The organism is Mariniblastus fucicola (assembly GCF_008087665.1).
In the GTDB taxonomy this organism is placed as follows: Bacteria; Planctomycetota; Planctomycetia; order Pirellulales; family Pirellulaceae; genus Mariniblastus; species Mariniblastus fucicola.
In genome coordinates this window covers 6,307,909-6,321,449 of record NZ_CP042912.1, presented here as the reverse complement: position 1 = coordinate 6,321,449, position 13,541 = coordinate 6,307,909, and the positions used below count along the sequence as shown (strand labels likewise).

The window sequence follows — 13,541 nt, the reverse complement described above, 5'->3', positions numbered from 1 at the left end:
GTGCTCCAGTTGGAGCGTCAAACCAAGCGTGCCAGCCATGATCAAGACTGAAAACCTGACCAAGAAATACGGCGAACTCTACGCGATCAACGGCATCGAGATGAACCTTGAGCAGGGTGACCTTTTCGGCTTCATCGGTCCCAATGGTGCTGGCAAGACGACGACGATGCGAATCATCGCGACTCTGCTTGAGCCATCCTGGGGAGAGGCCTACGTTTGCAATCACTCGATCTACAACGAGCCCCGTGAGATCCGCCGGCTTGTCGGCTATATGCCTGACTTTTTCGGCGTCTATGACGACATGAAAGTCATCGAGTACCTTGAGTTTTTCGCAGCGGCGTATCGCATCAAAGGGCCCGCGCGGCGGAAAAAATGCAACGAGATGTTGGAAATCGTTGACCTCGATTTCAAACGTGATGCTTTCGCCAATACACTCAGTCGCGGGCAAACCCAGCGGCTTGGATTGGCCAGAGTCCTGCTGCACGATCCGCAAGTTTTGCTGCTCGATGAGCCGCTCAGTGGCTTGGACCCGCGTGCCCGAATCGAAATGCGAAACTTGTTGCGCCGACTGGGGCAAACGGGAAAGACCATCATCGTCTCCAGCCACATTTTGCCCGAGCTTTATGATATTTGTAACAAGGTCGGCATCATTGACCGCGGCGTGATGAGTATCTCTGCGGAAGTCTCTGAATTGATGAAGCAAGTCCGCGATCGAATCGTGTTGCACGTTGGCGTTGACGATCACGAGCGTGCTTCGAAACTGCTCGAAGGCAACGCCATCGTCGACAGCGTCCGACAGGGTGACGGGCATTTGGTGGTGACATTGGTGGAGTCTGCAGAGGACTATTCCGAGATCCCAACCGCGCTCATCGGTGAAGGGTTCAAACTGAACCTGTTCTGCGAAGAGGACATCGATCTTGAGTCCGCGTTCATGGCGCTGACCAAGGGCACCGGCGCGAACTTCTAGTTTGCGAAATCTCGTTTGGCTTTTCTGCAGAGCGCCGACACGGCTTCAACCATCTCTCTGCCTTCTTCGGAATGGTCGAAGCCAGCCATCACGAATGCGATGTCTGCCGTCGGTAATCTCGGGAGCCAAAAAAATTCTTGCCCGATAACTTCGGTCATTTCCGAGCCAATTCGCCGACGAGAAAAGCGGATGGAAAATGGTTGCGGTTTCAAGCCGCGGCCCGTGTTTGCTCCGACCGATTTGGCGAGTTCTAATCAGCGAGAACTGTTTTCTACTCAGCTGAATACTCGATGGAATCGTGCCCGATGAAAAATGCGTTTCGCGGATTCGTAGTTTGCTTCCTTCTTTTGATGACCTTCGGATGTGATTCCCGGGAATCGGTTGTCAAAAAATCTTCACCGCAGCAAGGTGGAGCCACAGCCACAAAGTCGTCTGACTCGGACCAGAAAAAGCCGCCTGCGAAAAAAGCTGCTCCCGCCAAAAAAGCTCCTCCCGCCAAAATGCTTTCTGTCGACCGCTTGATGGAAAGGAAGGACTTTCCCAAGGAAATTGTGGATATGCTGCACAATATCAAGACCAAAGGCGGGTCTGAAATCAAGGAATCTGTTTTCTTCACGATGCGATCCCGACTTGATGTCAACTATGCAGTGCAGGAAGGCAAAGAAAGATCGTGGAAGCCGGTGCGTTCCGCCACCGATCCGTCAAATGACGAGCCAGAGTATTCGGCCAAGCCTGTCGGAACTGACGAATTCTGTCAGCAACTTGTAAAGTTTCATGGTGTCGGGATTGATCATTTCGCAACACTGACATTCGACAATGTCGACGCTGAGGTTCAGCAACGGGCCGAGCAGCTGTTTCGTAACATCAATGCGACAAACATTTCGCCGGTCGAACCAGAATTTTGGCCTGACACGCTCGCAGAACTCATCGCGATCGAAACCGAATTCGATGGAATATCTGAAGACCCATTGCTGCTGTATGCCCTGGGTTTGGCGAGCGCGGCAAACAGAAAATTCAAAGATGCGAGTGTGTATTTTCGTAAGTCTGCGAACCGGCTTCGTCAGTCAAATTATCCATCAAGGTTTGCGGTCAAAGTGCACGGGGCGAACGTCAGGAACGGCCCGAAATGTCTGATTGACGAAACCCCCGGTCGCAACCTGGCTCAGTATTACCTTTCTGTGTTGTACTGGTTAAAACATGATTTTCGTGCCGGCCCGGAGGATCATCGAAATGCCTATCGAATGGTCAATGAGCTTATAAATGAATTGAAATGGCAGCGTGAATGGGACTTGATGACCGAGTTTATGAGAGAAATCTCTTCCGAGACTCATCTCCCGGTCTGGTTGCGTTCGATGTGCAAAGGGCGAATCAGCAATCGGTTGGCGTGGCGTTGGCGTGGAAGCGGTTTTGCTCATACGGTTCCAAAGGAAAACTGGAAACCGTTCGAACAGTATCAGAAAATCGCGGCTGAAGAATTCGAGCGTGCTTACGAGATCAATCCAATGTTTCCGGAATCGGCGGCCGAGTTGATCCGGATCAGCATGACAGGCCACAACGAAGAATCAGAAGACTACTGGTTCGAAAAAGCGATCGCTGGGCAAATCGATTACATGCCGGCTTATGAAGCCAAGTTGTTTTCACTGGTGCCACAATGGGGTGGATCGGTGAAGGAAATGTTTGAATTTGCCAAGACCCACGTCGACAAAGAACGCTACGACACGCAAGTCCCAACTGTCATGAGCTTGTTCTACGACATTGTTTTTCGATATGTGAACCAGGGACTATCGGAAACTTTCATGGCCAAACCCGAGGTCGCAAAATGTGCGGTTAAGGCATTCGATGGGATGATCAATCATCCGTTGGACCAGGGAATCAACCTTGCCAAACGCGAAGAAAATTATCTGCTGACACTTAAGGTGATCGCTGCGGCGAGGGGTGGATTGCATGAATTGGCATGTGACGGTTTCGAACAGCTCGGCGACGATGCCGATATTGCAGCGTTGGCACTGATGCGGGTTGGTTCGTACGGATTGCTTCGCGGCAAGGCATTCGCACTTTGTAGTGAGAAGGCGGAAGAGTGCCAGAAAATTCAGGAGATTGCGACTGCGAGCGAGGAAGAAGTTACTGCTGAGCAAAAATCGGAAATCGTGGATCAATGTTCTGAGTTAATGGAACAAATTGAGAACGAGTACGCAGTCAACTGGCTTCGAACCATTCGTGACAAGCTGCAGTTTGAAAGTGAATTTGCGCTCGGAATGAGCGCGATCATGCCGTTCGACGAATCGCTCTCTTTCTGGGCTTGTGATGACAGGTCTCAGTTCACCAGAGAGTCAAACAGCTCGGTGTCGATTGACACAGTGGACTCATTGAAACACATGTCGCTGCGGAGCCTTGTAAACTCAAAAGGTAAATCCAAGGTGATCGAATTCGATCTCAAGTTTCCTTACGACACCGGACACAAGGGATTGGCGACTCACTTTACACCGTCAGTAACCGCGATGAATTTCGACGGGGCTCCGTTTACGTTTGGGTTCAATCGTTTGTATCGGACCAAGAAAACGAAGTCTGGCCACTTTCGGGAAATAGGACAGTTTTCGTTCGGTTGGCGAGACACCAGAGCTGCCATTTACTACTTCGAGACGGAAGTTAAAAACGAGCCCAATCAGATGCGTTTGCGAATTGCTCCCGGGTACTTCGAAGCCTATTGGAACGATCGATTTGTCTGTCGGTCGACCAGTAAAGATATCGTTGGGGCCTGGGATACATTCGAGATATGCCAGCCTTGGTCTCGAAAAGGTCGCGGCAAAGTTAGCGTGTCTGGTATTCGCCTCGAAAGCTGGAACGTTCCTCCTCCGCCGATCCGTGCTGGCGGACAGGAGCTGCTGAAGTACTACAAAATCGAATCTGAAGAAGACCCAACCGACAGGTGGGCTTCATTCTGGTACGCGCATGCAGCCCACATGACTGGCGACACTGAGAAAGCGATCGAGCTCTATCTCACGGCTATCGAAAATGGGTTTGCAGAACCTGAAGCAGCATTCTTTTTGGGCGACTGCCACGACCGACAGGGCGACGCTGCGGAAGCCTTGCAGTGGTACTTGATCGCAGCCGATGGCGATCACGAGGATATAACAAGGATGTTTGGCCGTGCCGACAGCCAAAACTATGTCAACTCCTGCCACTGGGCCAGTTCACGGCTGGAGTGGTTGAAATATTGTTCGCCAGACGAATCGGTACGGGCGAAGATCGAGGAAGGAAAGTTTTGCCGAGCCGGCTATGAAGACAGGCAGATTTGGATCGTTGATCTCTTCAAGGCAATGGAGATGGCCCGGACCGGTGATTTCGAGACAGCGTCTGACGTTGCCGAAAGTCTACTTTCGAAGTGCTCGGAACAGGATAAGAAAGTGCTCGAAGCAGTGCTCGCCGCGTGGCGTTCCGGGGAAGAGTATCGATGGTCCGAAGGTGATTCCCCGCTGTACCTTGAGCTGGAAAATTCGATACCGTTCTTCAGATGCTTCGAAGACTATTTGCCCAAATCCTGGAATGGTATCTACTAAGCCGTACGGCCGTTCAGCCATCGCGATCAACGGCGAGCCGAGACGACAACGTCAGCAAGTCGCCTTCGGCTGGCCATTAAGCGTTTGACGGTAACCTACAATTCCTCGTGAGCGGAGCGATGACCAAGTCTTGAATTGGTGTAGTCCATTGTCTGATGGACTGCCCGGATGGGTCACGATGGAACCTGCGATGAAGGTCAATTTGTCGAAGGAATGGAAGAGCATTTCGTGTGCCAAAGACGCAACCTTTTTCTTTCACCCAAAATCGCGGAATACCTCGTACGAAGTCTGTTCAAAATCGTTTCGTTTGTAATTCTTACCATGTACGATTTACATTCGACACGAAACGCAGACGCCTTCTCGAATCATGACAGCAATCTATCAACAGAACGAACTCAAGTTTCAGTATCCGGAAAACTGGACGCTGACCGATGCGCCGGACGAGCCCTTGCCGCGTGCGATTTCGCTTGAATCGCCTGGCGGACACGTACTCTGGTCAGTGCATTTGCATCCCGCCGATGCCGATGGCGATGCGATTCTGGACGAGGCTTTCGATACGCTGCGCGAAAGCTACGAAGACCTCGAGATGTCTACCGAATCGATTGATTTCGACGAATTCGAAGGCAAGGCGTTTGGAGCATTGTTCTTCTGTCTGGATTTTCTGGTCCGCATCAAGCTGCAGGTTTACAGCACTCCGGGCTATACGCTGTTGCTCTGGTATCAGTGCGAAGACCGAGATTTCGACGCACAGGAGATGGTGTTTCGGGCGATTTCGACGACGCTGATGCAATCACTGGAACAGCCGACCTGATCGCTAGCGGGGCATCCGGTTTGATTCCGAGGTGGAGCCCCAACGTTGACTCTGATAACGTCTCGCGGTTCTCCTTCCAACGTTTCAGATCGCTTGCGCTACTTCCTTCCTTTATCGAACCAGTGTCAACCGGATCGCCCGCACGCGGTTTTGGTGGCGACGACGTTGTTGATTGCCAGCCTCTTTTTTTCCGGCTGTCAGACGATTGCTCCGTTCAGCCAAACGATGCGAACGCGTGCTGCTGCCGCACGACAGTGGTCTGGCAACGGCATCGAAGCCTTCCGCCGTGGAGCGGTCGAAGATGCCCGCGAGTGTTTCGCAAAAGCCTCTTCGCAGATGCCGCGCGACCACCGTATGGCCGCCAACCTGGCACGAACTCATTTTCAGCAAGGCGAGCTTTCACAAGCAATCGAAGTCATGCAGCGAGCGGTCGAAGTATCCAATTCCGACCCTGAACTTCAGGTCGAACTTGGTGAATACTACCTCGCCGACGGTCAGCTGATTGCAGCTCAAAGACAGGTCGACAGAGCACTTTCTGACAACCACCGATTGGCTTCGGCGTGGTTGCTGCGCGGAAGAATCCACGCCGCGCGAGGCAACCATCAAACTGCGTTGGGAGACTTTCAAAAGTCACTCGGCATCGACGGGTCGCGCGAAGACGTTCAGCTTGAGATCGTGGAGGCGTATCAAAGTCTTGGCGATCCGCTGCGAGCACTTTCTGCGGTTGAACAGTTGTTGGAAAAGTATCCGTTGGATCGACAACCTGAATCCGCCATCCTTGCGAAAAGCGCAGCGCTCTATCAGCTTGATCAAAACAGTTCCGCGATCGAAGTACTAACTCGCGCGGCGGACAGGAGCGATGTTTCAAGCGAAGTGTTTACGACGCTTGCCCGGTTACAGATTCTCTCCGGACGGCAAACGAATGCGCTTCGCACACTCACCGTCGCCAACGATCGATTTCCCGGCGAGCCTCAACTGGCAGGACTGTTGGATGACCTTCGATCGACGTCACCCACCAAAGTCGCGTCACGCGAGTAAGTTGCTGACCAAAAGTCTGCTGCTCGGCAACTGCCGTGCGCGTGTTGCAGACTTAACCGCCATTTCGACCGGTAGGCAGTTGCAAGCTTCCGCCCGCAAAGTGCTGCTGATTGCCAAGGTTTGACACGCCGAAAAGATTCTCGAAATGCAATCCACCTGTTCGGGGGGATTTAGTTTGCTTGTTACCTGATCGAACAGTAAAATTAATGATAACGGCGGGTGGGAATAAGCAGATGTTATGGGCTTTGGCCAATTCCACGGAATTGGTTCTCACTCGTTGCGCTTGCTGCTCTCCGCAAAATCCAGCCATTGTGTTCGCTGCATGGGCTGGTACGTGAATCGGTAGGGATCCGATTTTGAATAACACGGCCTATCAGCCATGGATTCGCTGATGGTTTCGTCGTTAGACCACTTCCGTCTGACGGTCCAACTTCTCGGAGAAAATCTTGATCACCGCAGCATCATTGCAGTCTCAGAAATCAAAAGAGCTCGCTCAACTTGCCCGCAAGCAAGGCATCCCCGGTTGGCATTCGATGAGAAAGGCTCAGTTAATTGGCGCCATTCTTGAGCACGCCAAAAAGAGCGGGAAATCCAAAAAGAAGAAAGCCGCATCGGTTGCTTCTCCGGCTTCAAAGTCAACGTCGCGTTCTCGCCGTGGGGATCGTTCGACGGGATCCGATTCAGCCATCGCGAAAAAGATTCGAGCACAACGCGAACAGGAAGAACAGCTCAAGGATCTTGCCAGGATCATGGAAGCTCGTCGCAGTCACACGGCTCCTGAAAAAGATCGCATCGTTCTGGTGGTCCGCGATCCGTTCTGGGTTCAGGCTTATTGGGAGATCACCCGATCTTCAGTCAGTCGCGCTCGGGCCGCTTTTGCAGGAAAATGGCATGCAGCAAAACCGGTGCTTCGGTTGTTGGAAATTTCGAACGAAGGAAACACAAACGCTGTCGAAGAAATTGTGGAAGAGATTCCTGTTCACGGTGGCGTCAACAACTGGTTCATCAACATCAAAACACAGAACAGTAATTTCCGGGTTGTAATCGGTTACCTCTGCGGCGAATCAGGTCGATTTCATCTGATCGCGAAAAGCAACGAGATCGCGATGCCCAAGGCGAGTGAAGCGTCGGACTGTACCTGGAACGACATCACCAATGATGCTCAACGATACTATTCGCTCAGCGGCGGCAACGATCCGAACCTTGCGTCTGCAGACTTGCGAGCTGTTTTTGAGGAAAAATCACGACAGCCGATGCACATTCCTGCATTCCAGCGACTTGGTTCTGCGATTTATCCAACGTCCCGCCGATTCGAATTTCAGGTGGACGCTCACATGATCGTTCACGGATCGACGGATCCGCAAGCCAGCGTTTCCGTCGGTGGCGAACCGGTGCATGTTGAAACCGACGGAACGTTTGTGCTCAAGATGGATCTTCCGGATCGACGTCAGGTGCTACCGGTAATCGCATCCAGTCGAGACGGTACCGAGCAACGAACAACGGTGCTGGCGATCGAGCGGAACACCAAAGTCATGGAACCGCTGACTCGGGATATCGACGAAGTCGAATAGCCGCGACGTTAATCGTTGGCAGCGGACTTAAACTGAAAGTCCTGTGAAGAGAGGCACGTCTTGATGTCGTACTCTCGGCCCAACAACGGCTCAAGCTTCACAGCTTGAGCATCCCTTGGGCGATTCGCAAGCTTCCGCTGACTGCTCTGATTGTGCGACTTCAAATTGACCACCGAGCGACTTAAGTCCGAGCCGAGCGAACAGTTGTCGATCGCGATCGGTCGCCGCGTTTCCGGTTGTCAGCAACTTGTCGCCGTAGAAAATTGAGTTGGCTCCTGCGAGGAAACACAACGCCTGAAGTTCGTCGCTCATCTGCTCTCGTCCCGCAGAAAGCCGCACGTACGATTTCGGCATCAAAATTCTGGCGACTGCGATCGTGCGAACGAACTCGAATGGATCAAGGTCTTCGTTTTCGGCCATCGGAGTGCCCGCGACTTTGACCAGGTTGTTGATCGGCACGCTCTCCGGTTGCGGGTCCAGGTTCGCCAGCGTAACCAGCAACCCGGCTCGATCGTCGACGTCTTCTCCCATACCCACGATTCCACCGCAGCAGACTTTCATGCCCGCGTGGCGGACGTTTTCGAGTGTATCCAGGCGATCCTGATAGGTCCGCGTCGAGATAATGTCGCCATAAAATTCCGGCGAGGTATCCAGGTTGTGGTTGTAGTAATCCAGCCCAGATTCCTGCAGTGCTTCTGCGTGTTTTTCCTTGAGCATGCCCAGAGTCGCGCAGGTTTCCAGCCCAAGATCCTTGACCGCGCGGATCGCCGCAGAGACCTGATCGATGTCGGAATCCTTCGGACTGCGCCACGCGGCGCCCATGCAGAAGCGACTGGCGCCGTTTTCCTTGGCTCGAGTCGCGGCGGCAACGATCTGCTCAAGCGGCATCAGCTTTTCGGTCTTCAGTCCGGTCTTGTATCGAGCACTCTGTGGGCAATAAGCACAGTCTTCCGGGCAGGCACCGGTTTTGATACTCAGCAACGTGCTCAATTGAACCGTGTTGGGTTCGTGGTTTTGCCGGTGAACGGTCATTGCCTGAAAAAGCAATTCGTTAAACGGCAGCTCGAACAGTTCGACGACTTGCTGACGGGTCCAGTTTTCAAGTTGCGGGGCGGTCGATGTTTCTGACATGAGATAGCGATGGGGAGCTGGATGGAAAGCGTCAATTTTAGCACGGCCTCGAAAGAAGTCCCACTGCCAGATGAAATCGGGGTCGAAAATCCAATTCGAGATCCGCCCGAAGCCTTTATGCTGTCATGAAGCTCGATTCTGCGAGGCGTTCTCTGCTGGAACCAGCGGCGAATCGATGACTGGCAAGCGATTTCCCGGGTGCCTGTCCGTTGATCCGGCTGCCATCGCGCTCGATGCGGGCTCTTCCGTGGTGCCTGACAGGTTCCCTCGGGAGACTCTTGAGAGAATCGCTTCCAACAGAGGCGTCATCAAGTTGAGCCGCTTCATTTGAATGACCAGGTTCCACAGCGGTTCGAATTTCTTCCAACCAGACGCATAGAAAAAGTGCTTGAGCCGATGTTTGACCGTTCCGTGGAACATTGAAGCTTTCGTGATTGCAGTCCAGCGGTAGAAATCCCGATAGGCCTGGTCGTAGCCTGACTTGAGCTCGCTGGCCGTCATACGTTTCGGCTCGAAGACGACATGACGCGTGTCATAAAGGTCCCAGTTATCCGACATCAATCGTCCTGCCTGTTCCATCTCCGAATAGAACGCCGTCCCCGGATAGGGCGTGGCGACGTGAAAAGTCGCGGTCGTGATTCCCGTTTCAACTGCCCAATCAACGGTTCGTTGGAAGACGGTCGTGTCGTCTCCGTCGAGTCCGAAAACGAAGCTTCCGTTGATCATAATTCCCAGATCGTGAAGTCGCTTTGTGACGCGTTCGTAATCACGATCAAGGTTCTGGCGTTTGTTGCTTTGTCGCAGATTGCGGGCATCAAGACTTTCGAAACCGACAAAGATGCTTCGCATTCCGGCCTCGGCGGCTTTCTCGATCAGATCTCCGTGAAGAATAGAATCGACCGTCGCGGCTCCCTGAAAGACACGGTTCATCCCGGTCATACCCGCGAACAGCTCCCGAGCGAACTTTTGATGGCCGAGCAAATGGTCGTCCAGAAAGTATAGATGTCGGCCCGGCAGGCGATCGATTTCGGCAAGCGCATCGTCAACGTGTTGCGTATAGAACGACTTGCCTCCTTCGAAGAACGCATCCTTGTAACAGAACTCGCAGTGGTGTGGACAACCGCGAGTCACTACCAGCGAATTGGGCACGAGGTAAAGTCGACGCTGGATCAGATCGCGTCTGATTCTGGGGACACCGATCAGCGTCCGGTCGCGCGATACATATCGCGTTGCGGGGTTGCCATTGCGATAGTCGTCCAGAAAGCGAGGGAACGATTCTTCGGCAGGACCCAGAAACAGAACGTCAGCGTGAGGTTCGGCTTCGTGCGGCAATGACGTCACATGCAGCCCGCCGAGAATCACGAAACAGCCCTTGCTGCGATAGTGATCGGCGATTCGATAGGCTCGATATGCGTTGGTGATATACACCTGAATTGCGACGATGTCCGGCTGGTCGTCAAGGCTCAGCTTTTGAACATGCTGGTCAACAAGCTCGACCTCATCATCGGGCGAGCAGTAGGCTGCCATTGTCGCCAACCCCAGCGGAGGAAACAGCGAGTACTTGATGGGACGCCAAAATGGACTCTCGGATTCCGTCAGGGCGGGAAGAATGAATTTGATCTTCATTGAGTGCTCGCTGGGACCGAATCCGTGAGTGGCCTCCATTGGGAGAACTCCCAACGAGTCGCAGTCGTGCGAGATCAGGCCTGAGTTGAGCTGGTCGAAGATTCTTTATACACGATTCGCGACCCTATTTTTCGCTGCGAAGCATCTTGCTGTACTTCTCAAGCGTCTTACGCTCTTTGCGAGACAGACTCTCCTCACCCTCTTCACTGATTTTGGCAAGGATCCTGTCGCCTTCTACGCGAAGCTGATCGGACTTCGTCGAACGTGTGTCCGGGTTGTAGATGTTCAAATTCCCTTTCCGCTTTGGAATCCACTCGGTCAAGCTACCCATCCAGCGAAAATTCCACTCAAAGTGCAGATACAGCCACGCAAAAAGTGCACCGCCCAGATGAGCCTGCCAGGCGACCTCTGAGTTTGGAGAAAACGCTCGCAACAGATCGTAGCCAATCACTCCAGCCCCCATCAGCCAGGCCGGAACTTCAACCACGCCCATCAGATAGAGCTTCTGATGTGGGTACCAAAGAATGAACAGAATCAGAACTGCCATCGTCGCACCGGACGCGCCAACACAGGAGCCTCGCTCGCCGATGATCAGATACCAAAAGAAAAACGCCAGGCCCGCGAAGACGATTGCTGACAGATAGAACCTCAAAAATTCGTATCGTCCCAAACGCTCCGCAACCGGTCGTCCAAACATGAACAGCACGAACATGTTGAAAATGATGTGCCAGATGCTCGACTCAATCGAGGCATGTGTGAAGCCGTAGGTCAGAAACGTCCAGATCATCCACGGACGCCCTGTGTCAAGCCGCAACCAGCTGCTGACCCAGTGAACGTAAACGCCGGCTTCCGGGATTTTCACAACCACCGGCGAGAACGTATCAGCGATCCAGACGATGAAGTTGATCGCGATCAGAATCGCAACGATGGAGAACTGAGCCAGTCCGGTTCGGTCGCCACCGAACATGGAGTCTTCGCGCGTGTATTGTCGATCCTCAAAACCCATCAATCGCACCTTGTCGTGACTGGTGTATGAGTTGACGCTTCGGATAAGCGCAACTCTGCCACTACATTTATCGGATCAATGATCGCGAAAGACAAGCCGACTGGGGAAGCAATCCACTCTAGCGGGAAGACGAGCTGATCGACTGGGCTCGCAATTCGATGCTGCGGCGCAGTTCTTCGAGCTTCATCTCAAGCGACTCGATTCTGCGAGCATTTTCTGCAACCTGCTGGTCACGTTGCTGAAGGATTGCAGAAACGCGGTCGAGGTCGTTTCTCAGCAGATTGTTGTCGTTCTCGATTGCAATCTTTTCACGCGTCCGTTCCTGCTGCTGCTTCAGCAAATCCTGCAGAGCGGTATCCTGGACTTCGTTGTTGCTTGCGAGACGTTGTTGATCGGTCTCAGCCTGAAATCCACGGTTGTAGAGATTCGTCATCTCGTAGGGAAAGTCCACCAGTTTGCGACGGAAGATTCGATCCTCCACAACGACATTTGGTTCGCGATCCACAAATGGCGGCACTTGAGTTCCGTCCGGACGTTGGTAACCCTCAGCCGTTCGCTGGTCGATTTCCACGATGTCGTCCTTGCGGAAAGATACATCGCGTGATTCAGAACCGGGCGAAAGGTGTAGCAGCGGATCGACCGCGTGACCTTGAACGGAGAAAGTACCGTCGGTGTCCAGTTTTCCGGTCTTGTCGTCGACCGTATAGGTTTCGTTTGAGTTGCCGGTGAACTTGTAGCGGATGAAGACTTCTGCTGGTGTCGGCTCGAATCTTTCACTCTGACGATTAGGGGCTTTGTCCACCCACGCATCAATGGTACCGAGCGACAGTCCGTCGAAAGAGACTTCGTCGATCAGCCGTTCGTATTCCGGGCTGGCCGGATCCATGCCAAGTTTCGCAGCGGGAATCGCGAACTCGTTGGTCGTCAGGAACTGGCGGAATTTTCCAATGTTAAAATCGCTTGCTGCCAAAGAAGCTTCCTCGGGGAACAAGTGACGATACAGGTCGCGGAAAATGCCGTGCTTGTCGAAAGGCATTCGCTCGAACAAAGTCCACGTTGCCGCCTTGGGCGCTCGGTACTCGTCCCAGTTCGCGATCGGAACCGAAATCTTCAAGAACAGTTCTTTGGGAGTTTGCTCGACAACCAGAAACTTGCCAACAAAAGATACAGGTCTGTTTTGCGCGTCGTTTGCAAATGCGAATAGCTCGACGTCATTCAACGACATGTTTGCGTCTTCGTTTTCCGGCTGTTCGGTCGGGAAGGTGAACTTGATTTCGCCGTCGACGTTTTCGACAGTGCCTCCACTCCATTCGCGACCGCGACCAAGCTGCATCAATTCGACTTGTTGGCTAAGGCCGCGCAAAGAATTCGGTCCGTACTCGGCAGAGCTGATGTCGCCGAAGATCATTTCCTGGCGATTCTTTTCAGCGGTGGCCACTCGCTGTTCCGCCGTGTTGAGCTTCTTCAGTGCCGTCCGACGCAGGTGAAGCGTCTGAGCCATCGCGATCATTGCCGCTGATCCGGCAAGAAAGATGAAAACAAGAAGAACGGGATTTAGCCAGTGCCAATCTTTCTTCGCAGAGAGAACCGCAAGAACGATCATCGCGATAAAGAGCAGTCCAAGTACGGCGTATAGGATCATGATGCGAGTGAAATCTGGTCAGGTAAAAGGGCGTTCTCGGTGCCTTTTCGTTGCATAACGTGGCGGCAAGCCGGCTCTCTATAGTACGTCCGCCGAGTCCGCCTGGAATGCAAATTACCGGGCAAGGCGTTGATTCGATGATAAATTGGGCAATTTCTCTGTCAAGTTTTGCTATCGGCGTAAATGCACCAA

9 protein-coding genes are annotated in these 13,541 nt (G+C 53.0%); 5 read left to right on the top strand and 4 right to left on the bottom strand.

Annotated features, from left to right (window positions below; all coding sequences use genetic code 11):
• Positions 1-37 precede the first annotated feature (37 nt).
• The 5 genes from MFFC18_RS23700 (at position 38) to MFFC18_RS23680 (ending at position 7,944) form a co-directional block, all read left to right on the top strand.
• Entirely contained in the window at positions 38-967 is a 930-nt protein-coding gene (locus MFFC18_RS23700) for an ABC transporter ATP-binding protein (protein ID WP_075084179.1), read from the top strand.
• 305 nt (positions 968-1,272) lie between these two features.
• A complete protein-coding gene (locus MFFC18_RS23695; RefSeq protein ID WP_162273940.1) occupies positions 1,273-4,524 on the top strand; it encodes a tetratricopeptide repeat protein in 3,252 nt (1,083 codons plus the stop codon).
• Between the two features lie 367 nt (positions 4,525-4,891).
• The gene (locus tag MFFC18_RS23690) at positions 4,892-5,335 is read left to right on the top strand and encodes a hypothetical protein (RefSeq protein ID WP_075084177.1); all 444 of its coding nucleotides are present in this window, start codon (positions 4,892-4,894) and stop codon (positions 5,333-5,335) included.
• 45 nt (positions 5,336-5,380) lie between these two features.
• The gene (locus tag MFFC18_RS23685; protein ID WP_075084176.1) at positions 5,381-6,373 is read left to right on the top strand and encodes a tetratricopeptide repeat protein; all 993 of its coding nucleotides are present in this window, start codon (positions 5,381-5,383) and stop codon (positions 6,371-6,373) included.
• Positions 6,374-6,819: 446 nt separating this feature from the next.
• Positions 6,820-7,944 carry a DUF4912 domain-containing protein gene (locus tag MFFC18_RS23680; protein ID WP_084417061.1) on the top strand — a complete coding sequence of 375 codons (1,125 nt, stop codon included), beginning with the start codon at positions 6,820-6,822 and terminating at the stop codon, positions 7,942-7,944.
• 90 nt (positions 7,945-8,034) lie between these two features.
• Here the strand turns inward: MFFC18_RS23680 and bioB are convergent, their stop codons facing one another.
• The 4 genes from bioB to MFFC18_RS23660 form a co-directional block, all read right to left on the bottom strand.
• Positions 8,035-9,075, bottom strand: a complete 1,041-nt coding sequence (gene bioB / locus MFFC18_RS23675) for a biotin synthase BioB (protein WP_075084175.1) — start codon at positions 9,073-9,075, stop codon at positions 8,035-8,037.
• Positions 9,076-9,198: 123 nt separating this feature from the next.
• Complete coding sequence (locus MFFC18_RS23670; RefSeq protein WP_084417076.1) at positions 9,199-10,701, bottom strand: B12-binding domain-containing radical SAM protein; 1,503 nt, start codon at positions 10,699-10,701, stop codon at positions 9,199-9,201.
• Between the two features lie 124 nt (positions 10,702-10,825).
• Positions 10,826-11,707, bottom strand: a complete 882-nt coding sequence (locus MFFC18_RS23665; protein WP_084417060.1) for a rhomboid family protein — start codon at positions 11,705-11,707, stop codon at positions 10,826-10,828.
• A gap of 118 nt (positions 11,708-11,825) precedes the next feature.
• The gene (locus MFFC18_RS23660; RefSeq protein ID WP_075084173.1) at positions 11,826-13,349 is read right to left on the bottom strand and encodes a hypothetical protein; all 1,524 of its coding nucleotides are present in this window, start codon (positions 13,347-13,349) and stop codon (positions 11,826-11,828) included.
• Positions 13,350-13,541: the final 192 nt, after the last annotated feature.

Bases quoted from the DNA above. Each gene is read 5' to 3' on its own strand.
- bioB (WP_075084175.1), bottom strand. From the start codon at position 9,075: ATGTCAGAAACATCGACCGCCCCGCAACTTGAAAACTGGACCCGTCAG.
- MFFC18_RS23700 (WP_075084179.1), top strand. From the start codon at position 38: ATGATCAAGACTGAAAACCTGACCAAGAAATACGGCGAACTCTACGCG.
- MFFC18_RS23695 (WP_162273940.1), top strand. From the start codon at position 1,273: ATGAAAAATGCGTTTCGCGGATTCGTAGTTTGCTTCCTTCTTTTGATG.
- MFFC18_RS23660 (WP_075084173.1), bottom strand. From the start codon at position 13,349: ATGATCCTATACGCCGTACTTGGACTGCTCTTTATCGCGATGATCGTT.
- MFFC18_RS23665 (WP_084417060.1), bottom strand. From the start codon at position 11,707: ATGGGTTTTGAGGATCGACAATACACGCGCGAAGACTCCATGTTCGGT.
- MFFC18_RS23690 (WP_075084177.1), top strand. From the start codon at position 4,892: ATGACAGCAATCTATCAACAGAACGAACTCAAGTTTCAGTATCCGGAA.
- MFFC18_RS23670 (WP_084417076.1), bottom strand. From the start codon at position 10,701: ATGAAGATCAAATTCATTCTTCCCGCCCTGACGGAATCCGAGAGTCCA.